Source organism: Massilia timonae, assembly GCF_001866515.1.
In the GTDB taxonomy this organism is placed as follows: Bacteria; Pseudomonadota; Gammaproteobacteria; order Burkholderiales; family Burkholderiaceae_D; genus Telluria; species Telluria timonae.
In genome coordinates, this window is record NZ_JRYB01000001.1 from 3741094 (window position 1) to 3754994 (window position 13901).

Consider the following 13901-nt stretch of genomic DNA (forward strand, 5'->3'; position numbering starts at 1 on the left):
GCCATCTTGGTTTATTATAGTCATGAATAATAATCAGGTCATCTTTCGTGTTCAAGGTTCCGGTTCTGAGCCCTACGTCGTCACGTTTACAAGATCCGACGAGCTTTATGTTTCGTGCACCTGCTCAGCTGGTCAACTCGGTCAAGCTTGTAAACATCGTTTAAGCATTTTAAACGGTGATTTAAGTGATATCGTGAGCGAGAACCGGGATGATGGCCAGCATATCGCGCAGTGGCTTTTAGGGACCAAGCTTGCAGCGGCTTTGTCAGCGGTCGACGCAGCAGAAATTGACCTCGCGCTTGCCAAGAAAAGGGTCAGTGACTCTAAGAAGGCACTCAGCCGCGTTATGGGGACGTGAGAAAGCTAGGGTCGCACTGATCAGTTCGCGTCGACAGCAAAACTGATGCACAAAGTGATCGAACTGTGCACTGGTCCATCTGCGCATGTTAAGTCTCTAACTAACGCGTGCCGATTCAGATTGCTGCTTCATCAATCTCGAGGACGGGGTCAGATCTCGCCGAGTGAAGCAGCTGAGCACGGCAGCCCGCACTTGCAAGTCGGCGACCTGATGGTAGAAGTGACTCGCCATGACGCGTTCACCAAGCAGCTTGAAGCAACGGATCTTAGTCTCGACAAGGCTGCGCCAATGATGCTCAGTCCAAATATTCCGGCCAAGCTGGCGCGTCGCCACCAGAACGGCATTTCGCGCTGCGGCCGGATCGTAGGTCCCTCTATAGCTTGGCGTTATTGCGAGTCCTGATGACCGCCTGCGCGCCCCAGGTCGCGCAATCGCTTCATGACAGTCTTCCGTATCGTAGACGCCGTAGCCACCGACGCTCGCGGTCTTGTGCTAGACGGGGAATCTGTCTAAAAGGCGCGGTGATATCGACGCACCGCCAGTGGCGTTGTCGGTTACCTCAATGGCCAGGATTTCCAGCGTAGTTGCGTTAATGTCACGGTGGACGTTGCGCCATCGGTGACGGTAACCGGCCATGCTATTTGGTCTTCGACTTTCCTTCGCCCAGCATCTTGATGCCCGTGCTGTCGGTCAGTAGGTGCACTCCCTTCGTTGTCGGCTGCGCCCCGATCCTTACCGAAGGATGCTTCTGGCGCCGGCTAAGCGTGCTGAAGTCGGTAGCCCGCCTGTCCAGCCTGGTCAACTCGAGAAGGTTCTACGCTATTTCCATCGCTTGACGCAAAGGCGGATTGAACAGGACTTTGACGGGCAGGCAGTACTGGATCGCCACCCCTGTGTACTTCAGAGCGCGCAACCGCTTGCCGCTAGCACTGCCATTGCTAGCACATACCCTTGTCCAGCCAGATTAGCAGCGAGCCACGCGCTTTCACTGCGGCGTTGTAGTCTTGCCAGTTGGTCGTTTGGTACATCCGTTTTGTAGGGAAGGTTATGCCGTCAGGCTACCGGCGATGTCTTCTCGCCAGCTGTAGGATTAATTTTTGCAACAAAGCCTATCACTGATGTACAGACCTGATATGCTGTATATCCATACAGTATTGAGCGTTCGGCCGAATCTCTATGAGCGGCCCGACGCTGTTGCGAAAATACCAACTGGATATACAGAGAAACAAGTTTTTTTGTTTGGGTTGAGATATAGTTGCATATGTTAATGATGTGCAATTGTCCCTAAACAAAGGAAAGATGTGAGTTTTTTCTCTGAAAATGAAACAAGGTCTCTCCAGATCGAAAATATGATTCTTCATGTTGTAGGAGGGAAAGACTTTACCCCTGAATCGAAAAGAAAGGTAGAGCATTCTCAATTTTTTATTAAGAGAATTGTTGAAGCCGATGCACAGCCGATCTACTCCTTCGATGCTCGCTCAACTACCAAACTTATGCTGGAGCAGATTGCTAGCGGGAGACTAGAGTTTGAGCAGGGAGCTCAAGACTTATCTAGAGAATTTTCTCGATTGCACGTTGGGGGTAGTATTGATGGAGCGCTTTTCATATTTGAGCTGACCTGCGATGAGCCCGGTACTAAATTTTACTGTCTCATAAAATATGACTATCGCGAAGCAATTGAGCAATCCGAGCAGGATGGTGAAAGTTTATTGCGAAAAATCGTGCATGCGTTCATCGACGATAAGAAGGCAATCCAGAAGGCAGCTATTGTTCGTGTAAAAGGAGGTACTGCGGACCTGTCGGTCGCAACTAAGGACCGCGCCAAAACTGCGCCTGCTATTGGTGATTATTTTGCAAAGTTTCTGAACGTTAATAGAACACTCAGCGATACTGAGTTGACCGCAAATGCGGTTCAGGCTTTAAAGCTTGCAATAACGGAATGCAAGCAATATCTTCCGGACCAAGATGTGCCTAAAGCATTCCGCGTCGCCAAGGCAATTTTGCGCGGGCGCGCTGAGATTGGTGAAGATGCTATTGTAGAAGCAGTTCAAGCTGCAGCAGAAAACCCGGTCGATGAAGCTATAGCCAGTGCAATCAAAGATATATCGCTGAGAAAGATTAAGGGGGCGCGTCTTACTGGTCTGTCCTTTAAGCCGGACAGGCAATTGTTAGGGCGTCCGCCTGTGCGTCGTATTAAGACAATTGAGGGCGTTGTTTTGACCTATCCAGACGCATTGGAAGCTGCTTCTGTGGAAAGGAAAGCGGGAAAGGACGGTAGTGAAGTGATTGTGATCACAACTAAGAAGATTGTGGAGGATAAGGTTGTCGCAAATTCAGCTAGCTGAACTGCTTGATCGACTAAACGACACTGAAAGAGCTGTTCTTGTTGAGTCGCCAGAGCAGGTTAGTATCTCTAATCTTTCTGCTAGCGCAGCGGTTAGCGTGCTCAAACACGTTCAGAATTTGGAGTGGAAATGCGCTGCATCCGATGCTGAAGATAATGCTTGGGATATCTCTGAAATTTCGGATGATTTTGCGCCATTTCGAGTCGAATTTACTAAGAATATTAATCTTGATCAATCGCTTTTCATTCTCACCAACAGAGGTTTTGCAAATTTTCTACAATCAGGCCATTCTGCGACTGTATGGCGAGTTGCTCGCATTCATACGGTCTTAAAGACACAGTCGCGGATTTTTTCACCGTGGGAGCACGAAGAGCCTTTTGTGTCAAAACCCTCTACCAAAAGTCCACGGGCTCTGGTTCGTGAGACTACTGCCCAACGATCCGTTCCGGACAGCATTCAACCATGGATTATTTCGGACGAGAATTATCTGTTTGCTTGCGAAGCTTCAAAGATTTGGGCTGACGTTTGTATTGCTGCGAACGTGCGCGCTATTCCTGATGAGATCGAGCCTATCGAAGGTAATTTAAAGTTCAAGGGCCCACCTAGATTGACCTTAACAAGCGAAGGCCTGGTTCCGGGATTATTCGAAAAGTTTGGATGCGAGAATTTTACTCATCTTCAAAAGGTCGTGGGCTGGATATATGAAAATGAACGTGAAGCTGAAGTCAGACACCTTTTATTCAGTGCGGAACTGGCGAGATCTGGTGGCGGCACAGAGAACGTCCTATCGAGATTAAAGCGCGATGGTGTGGCGGCCTTTGAGGGAGCTAAAATTGCTTATCAAATGTCTATTTCTGATCTTGGAAAAGATACCCTTAAAACACTCGCGGATTTAAAAAAATCAGTAACAGAGGACACTGCTAAGGTCACAGATGCTACTCGCCAGACTATTGGCGCGGTTGCAACCGCGCTGGCTGTTGGGCTCGGTTTACTGGCCGCACGGGCCGCTACAGCTACCGAGCCGTGGTTAATTTGTAGCGTAATGTTCATTGTTGTTCTGTATGTTCTCGCTATAATCAACTCCGGATGTTCTTTTATTAAGCTTCAGCAGCAATTGCGAAAGGACTGGCAGCCCAGACTTTATAGATTTCTTTCTAATGAGGATTACAGTCGGATGGTTGGCATTCCGTCCGCGAATGCAGAAAGGACCTTCTTTTGGACTGCCTGGATCGGAGGTGGTTCAATAAGTGTGCTTTTTCTTGTTTTTCTTTATATCGGCTTATCGTCCGGGGAGGAAAAATCCGTGGGGCAGAAGGAATCGACTAAATTGAATTCTAAACCAGTCTCTGCTGCGAGTAATGGCTCAGCTGTGCGCTCCACGTCTCAGCCGCAAATGCCGCTCACGGCAGACAGCAAGACAGTGCGACGTGGAAATGAATCTTTGAAAAATAGTTCAGATACAAAGCACGCTCCGAATACACGACAAAATAGTAGTTTGACTAATCAAGCTCCGAAAGCAAAACAGTAAGAGACCGTCGTCATAAATCAATAGTTTTGTTATAGTGTCATCTAGTTCGAAGCCCGCTTGGTTTGCGTACTATCATCACCGCGCCCGCTTGATGAAGTAATGTTTTCAAAGACGATACACAACAGTAGTTTGCGAAGTAGGCTATGCAGAAGATCAGCATGCCATGTGAGCGATCTCAAGTGGCGAAAAGTGTGGTTCTCAGCTAAGTCATTGATTTTATTAGTTCGAATACGGCCTGCAAAGCCGTCTAGACGGGTTCGACTCCCGTCCTCGCCTCCAGCTTATCTCATGTCCGAAATTGGATATTGATCAAAATTAGAAGATAAAAATCGCCGGCATATGCTGGCGATTTGCATTGGACATCCGCAAATTGTTCATGCTCTTGAGACTTTCAAGTCTCTAGCCGACTAATGGCGATTCAGGTTCGCTATGATCGGCTCGCCTATCACCGATTCGAGACGCTGGACGAAATCCAGGGATTTGCCACCAACTGGTTGTGGACCTACAATCACGACCGGGCCAACATGGGGCTCGGCGGTATCACGCCAGAACAGAAATTGGCTCTTGCCGCTTAACCTCTGCTTTTAGTGTGCTCTAAAAATGGGGGAATACCGATCGAAAAGTCGCAGCTGTCCGACAAACCTCATGCCCGCTTCCATGCCGCCAGCGGCCGATCGGCATCCGTAGATTCGAGACGGCGCTCATGCTGCAGCGTGGCAAACGAAGGCGTATCCTCACCATCCCGATTTTCTCGTCGGACTCGGGCGCCGATGCGGCAGCCATGCGGCTACTCTGCGCCGCGCGGCTGGAGGACTGGAAAGACCAGATGCGGATCGACGAAGTACGGCGCCTGCTGAGCCAGACCGATCACTCAATCATCGACGTCACGATGTCGGTTGGCTACTGCAGCCCCAGCCATTTTGCCTGTGTGTTCCGCCAGCTCGCGGGCGTGACGCCCAGCGTCCAAAGTAAGCAGGCTGCCGGCACCGCCGCCAGCCAGGCGGGAACCCGGCATCTAGATCACCGACAGCGTCGACAAGCATCTGGCAGTGCGTGTCCCGACGGACATCGGGGCCGAGTTCCATGGCTAATGCAGCTTCTGCAACACGGCGATCAGTGCGTCGCCGAGCGATCCGACCAGGAATGGCTTGACGATGAGGGCGTCCACTGACGCAGACAGGTCCTGGGGGAGGGATACAGGAGAAACCAGAATGACCTTGATGTTCGGCTGCATGGTCTTCGCTGTCGCAGCATGGCTCGGTTCATGGCTTGCCGGGGATTGTGCAGGAATAATAAGCGCATCGAAACCAATGCCGCTCATCACCCTGACCGCACGCCCGAACGAGTTGACACCGAAGGCGCGATAGCCCAACGCTTCGAGCATATCGCAAATCGTTCGGCAAGTATGGCGGTCTTCTTCGACCAGCAGGACGAGGGCTCGCATGGGACGACTTTCGGCAGGTCAATCAACGATCCTACCTTGCCTCCTGCCTGCGCACTACGATCTCGCAAGATATATCTCAGGAATGCACAACCCGGATGGACGAGCGATTCTTCCGCCATGCGCCGTGCTCGAGGAGCGCGCTACGCCGCCGAGGCGGCGCTGGTAGCGCTTGGCCGTGTGCTCGCGCCACTTCATCCTGCGCGCGAAGCATCGATCGTGTGGTCTCACGAGCCGTTTCCCAAGCCATGCGCACGGTATGAATACTTCGTCGGTCTGTTGGAACCGCGTGCTAGCATGCAAAGGACTTCTCGCGTAATGCACCCCTCGCGGCGGGCTTGAACATGTCGACAGGGCCCACAGGCTTTCAGCGCCCCCGAGGCGCGACATGCATGACCCGACCACCATGCGACACCGGTCGCAGTCAATCCGGTGCTCTGCCACACCCTGGCACGCTGTGTCGGACAATGCGCTGGCGTGCACGGCTCATTAACGATATTTCTGAAGCCACATTATGCGAACCACCATAGCGCCATCTACCCTGTTGAGGCATGTCTACGACAGTGCCACAGAGTTCGCCATCATCACCATCGATCTGCGGGGACTGGTCAGCAGCTGGAGTGCCGGCGCGGTGTCCATCCTGGGATTTTCGGAGCAGGAAATGGTCGGCGCCGACCCATACAGGATGTTCACCGTGGAGGACCGCGCCAGTGGCGAAGCAGCACGGGAGATGCTGACCGCGGCCGCCACAGGCAAGTCGGGAGATTACCGCTGGCATCTGCGCAAAAGCGGCGAGCGCTTCTGGGCGGACGGCGTCATGACGCCCATTCTTGGCAATGCCAACGAGGTCATCGGTTATTTGAAGATCTTGAGGGACATTACTGAGCGAAAACTTGCCCAGGATCAGATCGCGTCGCTCAGCACCACCGATGCACTGACGGGCCTGGCAAATCGCACCGCGTTCCATGCCAGGATACGGGAGGTGGTCGCCCTGTGCGCTCGGTCAGGCCAATCATTGCATCTGATGATGATCGATCTCGACCGATTCAAGGGAGTCAACGACACCCTCGGTCATGCGGCAGGCGACGATCTGCTGCAGCAGGTGGCAGCGCGACTGCGCCTCGCATGCCGTGAGAGCGACTATATCGCACGCCTTGGTGGCGACGAGTTCGGACTACTGCAAACGGGGGGGCACGACGCTTCCGCCGGCGGCGTGCTCGCCGCCAAGATCGTCGAGGCGATCGCGCAGCCATTCCAGCTAGGCGACAGCGTCGTGCGGATCGGCGCAAGCATCGGTATCGCGTCGACCGGTCACGGCTCAACCGATCCCAGCGTACTGATGAAACGGGCCGACCTGGCGCTGTACAAGGTGAAGCATGCCGGCCGTAATGGTTTCCAGCATTTTACCGACGAGCTGGACCGCATAGCGCACAAGCGCAATCTGGACAGCGATGCCTTGCGCAAAGCCGTCGTCGACCGCCACTTCACGCTGGCTTACCAGCCGATCATCAACTGCGACAGCGGGCAGGCGACGGCGATGGAAGCACTGGTCAGGTTCACCAGTCCGGAACTGTCGGGTTATACGGTGGACTACCTGATCGATCTTGCGCGTGACCTCGGCCTGATCTTCGATATCGGCGCCTGGGTGTTCGAGGAGGCCTGCCAGCAGCTGACGCGCTGGCGGGCCATGGGTTTTACCGATCTCAAGATATCCATCAACACCTGCGCGAAAGAACTGCTCAATGAGCATTACCTTGCCTCGATCAATAACGCGCTGGCATTGAGCAACATCAATGCGGGGGATATCGACATCGAGCTGACAGAGCGTGATGCGATCGTCCTGCACAACGAAAGCAGTATGGTATTACAGCATCTGGTCCTGGCCGGCTTCAGGCTTTCGCTCGACGACTTTGGCACCGGTTACTCGTCGCTCAGCTATCTCAGAACGCTCCCGGTCGCGACGCTCAAGCTGGACCGCAGCTTCCTGCGGGGCGTTCCCACCGACGCGGCTGCCAACGCCGTGGCGAGAGCCATCATCGCAATGGCGAACGACCTCAAACTCCACGTGATCGCGGAAGGCGTCGAGGAGCGCGCGCAGGCGTACTTCTTGCACGATCTCGACTGCGGTGCATTGCAGGGCTTCCTGTTTTCGTCTGCCATGCCCGCATCCGATGCAACGACGTGGCTGCTTGCCAATCGCGCCCAGGATGCTTCAGCGCAACCGAACTCCATTAATTGAAGAGACTCGATTGGTGCGCTCGTGGTTGCCAGGGTCATGCGCGCGGCCGCCATGAACGCGCAACCGCCGCCGTTGACCAACCTGAGTGCCGCGGGTGCTCGCCGTCCCTGTCCGGCGTCAGGGCGTGACCGGATGGTCGCCCGCATTGTCAGGATTCGCGCGCCAGGGCGCCGTTGCCCGGATGGTTCCTGCGAACGGCGTCACGGTCATGGCCAGGCCAATGCGCGCGCAGTGCACAGCGTCGCCAGACGGCTGGACCTTACGCTTCATGATGGTCCCAGCCTTTTCGCATGGCTGGCTCGAGTTCTTCCCAGGACCATGGCTTGCCTTCAAGATGGCCACGTGACCATTCCTGGCGCAGATCGTCCTGGACGTCGTCCCAGTCTCGGCCCCGAAAGACGCTTCTGCGGCGCGCATTGTTACCGTAGCGATAGACGGGGGCAATATCGTCGTAATTGGTATCGGGATAGGCGCTCGCATGGTGCAGCCGGTAGTCGGCTTCGTCCATGTCGATGCCGATCACGATCCTGCTCCAGCCATGGCGTACTGCATCCATGAACGCTTCCCAGGGCGGGAGTTCCCCTGGGTGGCGCCGTCTCCAGTCGGCCTTGGGGGCGCGACGCGGCCTGTCCGCGTTGGTCGCTTTCCTTGACGGAGCCGGCGTGGCGCTGCCGGCATAGCGCGTCCTCCAGTGACTGCGATGGTAGTCGTCGCCATCGATTTCCGGGCTGGTGCTGTTCCATCCAGCGCGCACGGACAGCGCCGACGATGCCCAGTCAGGTCCTGTCGGCATCCGTTCTTCCCATAACTGCTTCAGGTCGCCGTCCGCTTCGCGCCAGGAACGGTTGCGGTACCGGTCGTTCTCATGCATGTCGTGACCGAAGCGATAGGCGGCCTGCGCTGCCTCGTCACCGCCGGGCATGCCATGGGCGCCGGCGCCATGAGGGTGGTCGTGCAGGCGATACTGCATCCCTTCGCGGACCGCGTGGCGTCGATAGCGCAGGTGCGGCATGCCTGCGTCTTCATCGGCGCTTCTCCCACGGTCGGCGCCGGGGTTCAAGCCGGCGAACGCGGACACCAGGGCGACCGCGCCTTGCGCCTCGGCATCCGATTCCGTCGCGAACGTCAGCACATACTTGCCAGGCGGGCAGGCGAGGGTATGCATGGTCACGCGACCGCCGTCTGCAGCGCCCGGAGACCATGCCGGAAATGCCGCGGCGGCTGCGTGGCGGGCGCCTGGAGAGCGCCGGGCATCCGGCTCGCCGCTGTCTTGGGCGGGACTGGGCTCCGGCATGTCGGTCAGCGTGATGTTCGCTCCGTCGTGTCCGGCGCCCAGCAATCGGTCCAGCGCTTGCCGCGCCTGGTCGCGGTCTGTGAAGACCGCTGTCAATGTATGTCGCATGATGTCCTCCTGCGGTGATCTAGGGGAGCATGCTGGCCCGTGGCCATCGTATTGCCGCCATGCCTGGAATGCAGGCGGTGATGGATCGATGTGGCATGCGTGGTACGGCCCGCAGCGTGCGGGCTGTGGTGACCAGCGGGCAGTGTGTCCATGTCCCTCCACGACCGGAGTCAACGTCGTGCAGCGGGGATGACATTCATGGCGCTGCATCCAGTGTACTCCGGTGCGTCGCGGATGCGGTCATATAGGCGATTGCAATGCCGAATCGTGCGCGTCGCTTGCACGGGTTCGCGCTCGCACGACACAATTCATTGCCGCGCGCCACGGCGCGCAAATAGATGCGCGCGCTCGCCGCACGCGCGCGAAAAATAGCGCATAGTGTGCAAGTCACATGCGATCTTCAGGGATCGTTTTCTTCCAGTCGGCATCCGCCACGCGTCCATTCCCGCCAGACATTGCAACGTATTGCGTCCAGCGCGCGTTTGGCCAGTTTTTTCTCCAATGAAAGGTACACCATGTATCCGTTCGACCAATCCGTCAATCCCGCCGTGCGTTCGCATATCGATGCACAGACCGCGTTCATGAACGAGCTCTCCCAAACTGTCGCGCGCTCCTTCCAGCAGGTGATCCAGCTGAACATGCAGCTGTGCCAGACCCTGTTCGACGAAACCACCAGCACCGCCCAGCGCATGCTGAACGTCGATCGTCCGATCGACGCGCTATCGAAAGCAGCCCTGGGCGCCCAGCCCGCCACCGACAAGCTGCGATCGTATCAACAGCAATTGTCGGAGCTTGCCGCCAGCACCCAGGTCGACCTGTCACGTGTGAGCGAACAGCATGTGCAGGAAACCTCGCGTACCGCGCGTACGCTGGCCGATGAGGTCACGCGCGCTTCGGTCGAAGAGACGGACAAGAACCTGCGCCAGCAGGACGATGCCATGAAAGAAGTGCGCGCGTCGTTCGTGAAGGAGGCAGAGCGGGGCGCCAGGTCAGGCGCGCAGTTCCTGAGCGAACTGGGAGGTGATCTCGCGGACACGAAGCCCGATGGCCAGGCCGGCCCGGCACGCACTTCGGGCGACACCGGTGACGGCTATCGCCAGCCCGGCGGCAGGACTGCGCCGCCGGCACGCTGAGCGTCGCCATCGCCCCGGTTGCGCGGGGCATCCGTCGCGGCGGCGCTGAGCATGCAGTGTTGCCGTTGTCATCCGCGCTCGCCGTTTGCTATCCACCCCGGCGGCGCTGATCCACTCCTGCGACGGCCGCGATGCTTGCAAGCAGTGCGCACGACGATGGGCAATGCGCGCAGGCTCCGCATTGCCCACCATACCGTTGAGGGAACACGATGACATCCGAACCCGCGAACACGTTCCGCGGCCTGCCGCTCACCGCCGCGCAGGATAGCGAGATCAGGCATTACATTCATACCAGAGTGCGCTCGGGCCGCCCCTGGGACACGCTGGAGTTGGAAGCGATGCTTTCCGACATGCTCGACCCACCCGAAACCGACCAGGAAGATCAGCGCACGCTATCGGACAGCATGACACTGGAGCGGGCGGCGCTGGTCCTGGATGGAGGAAAAGACCTGGATCGGGCAGATCCTCATCCCGAGTCTTGAATGATTGCCTCGTCTCCGACGGGCCGCTTGCGCGCGCTGTTTTTTCGCCGCATGCTGAACTGTGTGGAGCGCGCACCGGTCACGGATACTTGCCGGTGTCGAGCATGTGCTGCATGCGCGTCGCATCGACAGGATGGCTGAACAGAAATCCTTGCCCTTCGTTGCAATTATGGTGCTTGAGAAAGGCGAGCTGCGCTTCTTCCTCGACGCCTTCGGCGATGACGCGCTGGTGCAGGTTCTTTCCCATGTCGATCACTGCGCTGACGATTGCCCCGTTGCTGACAGCGCCTCCCTCAGCCTTGATCGCTCGGACAAACGACTGATCGATCTTGAGCACGTCGATCGGAAACTCATTCAGGTAGCTCAGGCTCGAGTAACCGGTGCCGAAGTCGTCGACCGCGATCTGCACCCCCATTGCCTTGAACATCGTCAGCAGGCGGGCGCTGGCGGCAACATTGTGCATGAGCACGCTCTCGGTCAGCTCAAGCTGCACATGCATGCGATCCACGCCGGTGGCATCGAAGATCGCGAGGGCATGGGCGAAAAAATCGCGGTGGCGAAACTCCAATGCAGATATGTTCACTGCGATGGACACGTTCGAGATGCCGAGACTGCGCCAGCGTGCCAGCTGCGCACACGCCTCGCCCAGAACCCACCGTCCGACGGGTACGATCAGGCCGGTTTCTTCGGCGACCGGTATGAAACGCTCGGGTCCGACCAGTCCCAATTCCGGATGCTCCCAGCGCAGAAGTGCTTCGACTCCTGTAATGCAATCGGTTTCCAGGTCGACCTTGGGCTGGTAGTACAGCCTGAACTCATTGCGTTCCAACCCCCACCGCAAGCTGGTCTCGATGCGTTGACGCTCGACTGCGCGCGTATTCATGTTCTCGCGGAAGAACTGGTAGTTGTTGCGTCCGAGCTCCTTTGCACTGTACATGGCCGTGTCGGCGTTCTTGATCAGCGTGGCGGCATCCCTACCATCGGAAGGAAAAGCGCTGATGCCGATGCTGGTGGAGGTATGCAGCTCCTGCGAGTCGATCATGAACGGCGTCGACAGCGCTTGCAGTATTTTCTCGGCGGCCAGCGCCGCATCCTGGGCGCGCCGTTCGTTGGCAAGCAGGATCACGAATTCGTCGCCGCCATGGCGGCTGACCGTATCGGACGTGCGGACGCAGTCCACCAGGCGCTGCGAGACGGCCTGCAGCAGCCGGTCGCCAACGGCGTGACCCTGCGAGTCATTGATGTGCTTGAACTTGTCGAGGTCGAGGAAGAGGAGGGCCGGCGCGGTGTTGTTGCGCCCGGACAGGGCGATCGCCTGGGCGATGCGGTCGTTCAGCAGCGCACGATTAGGCAGGTCGGTAAGAAAATCGTGCTGTGCCAGATGCCGCATTCTGGTGGTCAAGGCCACCGTGTCGGAAATATCCCGGAACACCATCACGGCGCCGACGAGTTGACGGTTCCAGTCGTGGATGGGGGCGGCCGAGTCTTCGACTGGAATGCGCTGGCCATGGCGGGACACGAGAATGGCGTTGCCGTTCAGGTTCAGGGCCTGGTTGCTTTGCAGGTATAGTCGATGGGATTGGCGATCGCATGCCCACTGTCGCCGTCGACGAACTTGAGCACGTCGGCGACCGGCAGTCCGTGTGCTTCGCTGCGGGACCAGCCACAGATCGTCTCAGCCGCAGTGTTCAGATAATCCACGCGCCCCGTCACGTCAACCGAGACGACGGCATCGGCGATGGAATCGAGCGTGATTTCGGCGCGTGCTTGGGCCACATATACGCTACGCTCCACCTTCATGCGCTCGATGACGTTGCGCAGCGACTGTGGCACCAGGTAATTGTCGTAGTAGCCCCTGGACAACCAGCCCTGCGCGCCGCGCTGGACTGCTTCGATGGCATCGGCCTCGTCATCGAGTCCGCACAGCGTCAGGATCGGGGTGTGGCGTGCCGCCGCGTGGAGCCGGTCGAAGCAGGCCAGCCCCTGGGCATCTTCGAGCAGCAGATCCACCAGGATCGCATCGATCGTGCCGCTGCCGATACTGCGCAGTCCGTCCAGCATGGTGGACGCGGTCTCGATCTCGAAGGGGCCATCGCGTGCGTTGGCCAGGGCACGCTGCAGCACGCGGACATCGTCTGGGCGGGCAGAAAGAATCAGGACTCGAAAAGGCATGACGTCTTTCACTGTCGTCGCTCACCAATCCATGCGAGCGTTACCCCGGACGTCTCCCCATCCGGGAACGATGATGAGCGTTAGTATAGTACGAATCGAGGCATTGTAAAATTTACAATATCCAACTGTCGTAGTGCATTAACGTGGGCGGCCGGCAGGCGTGCGGCGCCGGGCTCGGTCATCGGTCGACGTGTCCCCCGGGCGGCAGCGTTTCAAAGGACTGCTTCATCGATCCTTTCCTTTACTACAAGGATGATGCGCTCCAGGGCGTCTGCGGCACTGTGCTGCGGATTGACGAGCGAACCCCGGATGGTGTGTTCCCCCTCCTTGATCGCGTGAAAGTGTCCCAGCCATTTGGTGGGCTGATTCTGGGATGTGATGGTTGCCCATTCGATGCGATAGCCGCGGTATCGCTCGTCGAGCTGGGTAAACACCAGGTCATTCGCGCCTGTCAGGTTCTCCATGGTCCCTCCGGATGTGGCGCAAGCAGGCGCGACGGCTGGGGCGGCTCATGCCGGCACGCGCGCTGGACGAGGATACCAGGCGCTCTAATGGATTTGCGGTATGTGCCTGTGGTCGATCCACTTGCGGGCATTGTCGAAGGACTCGTTGATCGCTTCCTGGGCCGTCAGAAAACCCTTGCTGCCCATCGCCTGGTCATGGCAAAGAGGGAAGGTGGCATGTTCGCTCTCGTAGATCGTGAAAATGGCCATGAAGCGCCGGCGAATTGTTTCTACCGGATTTGCCACGATGGTATAGCCCTTGTAATGCGTTTTTGGCTCGATGTGCATGGCATGCTCC

14 protein-coding genes, 1 tRNA gene and 2 pseudogenes are annotated in these 13901 nt (G+C 57.4%); 9 read left to right on the forward strand and 8 right to left on the reverse strand.

Annotated elements, in window-relative coordinates:
* The first annotated feature begins 22 nt into the window (after positions 1-22).
* Entirely contained in the window at positions 23-358 is a 336-nt protein-coding gene (locus tag LO55_RS26395; protein ID WP_143054535.1) for a hypothetical protein, read from the forward strand.
* Positions 359-454: 96 nt separating this feature from the next.
* Here the strand turns inward: LO55_RS26395 and LO55_RS16165 are convergent.
* A pseudogene (locus tag LO55_RS16165) lies at positions 455-1407 on the reverse strand (IS5 family transposase).
* Between the two features lie 252 nt (positions 1408-1659).
* Between LO55_RS16165 and LO55_RS25925 the strand changes: the two are divergent.
* The 5 genes and pseudogenes from LO55_RS25925 to LO55_RS27380 all read left to right on the forward strand — a co-directional run bounded on the left by LO55_RS25925 (position 1660) and on the right by LO55_RS27380 (position 5402).
* The gene (locus tag LO55_RS25925; RefSeq protein ID WP_083415358.1) at positions 1660-2703 is read left to right on the forward strand and encodes a nucleoid-associated protein; all 1044 of its coding nucleotides are present in this window, start codon (positions 1660-1662) and stop codon (positions 2701-2703) included.
* The gene (locus LO55_RS26400) at positions 2681-4231 is read left to right on the forward strand and encodes a hypothetical protein (RefSeq protein WP_143054536.1); all 1551 of its coding nucleotides are present in this window, start codon (positions 2681-2683) and stop codon (positions 4229-4231) included. The genes LO55_RS25925 and LO55_RS26400 overlap by 23 nt, the downstream gene beginning before the upstream one ends.
* 181 nt (positions 4232-4412) lie before the next feature.
* Positions 4413-4510: transfer RNA gene (locus LO55_RS26710), tRNA-Cys, on the forward strand.
* A 176-nt stretch (positions 4511-4686) separates the two neighbouring features.
* A pseudogene (locus LO55_RS26405) lies at positions 4687-4806 on the forward strand (IS3 family transposase); the annotation flags it as partial.
* A 206-nt stretch (positions 4807-5012) separates the two neighbouring features.
* Positions 5013-5402, forward strand: coding sequence for a helix-turn-helix domain-containing protein (locus LO55_RS27380; RefSeq protein ID WP_370659621.1), 390 nt, complete (start codon positions 5013-5015; stop codon positions 5400-5402).
* Here the strand turns inward: LO55_RS27380 and LO55_RS26410 are convergent.
* Complete coding sequence (locus tag LO55_RS26410; protein WP_071362240.1) at positions 5319-5675, reverse strand: ANTAR domain-containing protein; 357 nt, start codon at positions 5673-5675, stop codon at positions 5319-5321. The two genes, LO55_RS27380 and LO55_RS26410, sit on opposite strands and share 84 nt — an antisense overlap.
* 511 nt (positions 5676-6186) lie before the next feature.
* Between LO55_RS26410 and LO55_RS16180 the strand changes: the two genes are divergently transcribed.
* A complete protein-coding gene (locus tag LO55_RS16180) occupies positions 6187-7911 on the forward strand; it encodes a putative bifunctional diguanylate cyclase/phosphodiesterase (protein WP_071362241.1) in 1725 nt (574 codons plus the stop codon).
* 117 nt (positions 7912-8028) lie between these two features.
* On the opposite strand, the gene LO55_RS26715 is transcribed toward LO55_RS16180, so the two are convergent.
* Together LO55_RS26715 and LO55_RS16185 are read right to left on the reverse strand one after the other, a co-directional pair.
* On the reverse strand, positions 8029-8181 hold the full coding sequence (locus LO55_RS26715; RefSeq protein WP_177185535.1) for a hypothetical protein: 153 nt from the start codon (positions 8179-8181) through the stop codon (positions 8029-8031).
* Entirely contained in the window at positions 8171-9313 is a 1143-nt protein-coding gene (locus LO55_RS16185; RefSeq protein WP_071362242.1) for a hypothetical protein, read from the reverse strand. Before LO55_RS16185 ends, LO55_RS26715 begins: the two co-directional genes overlap by 11 nt.
* Positions 9314-9828: 515 nt before the next feature.
* Between LO55_RS16185 and phaP the strand changes: the two genes are divergently transcribed.
* Together phaP and LO55_RS16195 are read left to right on the forward strand one after the other, a co-directional pair.
* A complete protein-coding gene (phaP, locus tag LO55_RS16190) occupies positions 9829-10446 on the forward strand; it encodes a TIGR01841 family phasin (RefSeq protein WP_071362243.1) in 618 nt (205 codons plus the stop codon).
* A gap of 209 nt (positions 10447-10655) precedes the next feature.
* Positions 10656-10928, forward strand: a complete 273-nt coding sequence (locus tag LO55_RS16195) for a hypothetical protein (protein ID WP_071362244.1) — start codon at positions 10656-10658, stop codon at positions 10926-10928.
* Positions 10929-11007: 79 nt separating this feature from the next.
* Here the strand turns inward: LO55_RS16195 and LO55_RS16200 are convergent, their stop codons facing one another.
* The 4 genes from LO55_RS16200 to LO55_RS16210 form a co-directional block, all read right to left on the reverse strand.
* Complete coding sequence (locus LO55_RS16200; RefSeq protein ID WP_229410154.1) at positions 11008-12447, reverse strand: putative bifunctional diguanylate cyclase/phosphodiesterase; 1440 nt, start codon at positions 12445-12447, stop codon at positions 11008-11010.
* A 23-nt stretch (positions 12448-12470) separates the two neighbouring features.
* Entirely contained in the window at positions 12471-13100 is a 630-nt protein-coding gene (locus LO55_RS27025) for a response regulator (RefSeq protein WP_229410155.1), read from the reverse strand.
* A gap of 212 nt (positions 13101-13312) precedes the next feature.
* The gene (locus tag LO55_RS16205; protein ID WP_071362245.1) at positions 13313-13564 is read right to left on the reverse strand and encodes a hypothetical protein; all 252 of its coding nucleotides are present in this window, start codon (positions 13562-13564) and stop codon (positions 13313-13315) included.
* 84 nt (positions 13565-13648) lie between these two features.
* Positions 13649-13891: a DUF6566 family protein gene (locus tag LO55_RS16210; protein WP_071362246.1), complete on the reverse strand. Its 243-nt coding sequence runs from the start codon at positions 13889-13891 to the stop codon at positions 13649-13651.
* Positions 13892-13901 lie beyond the last annotated feature (10 nt).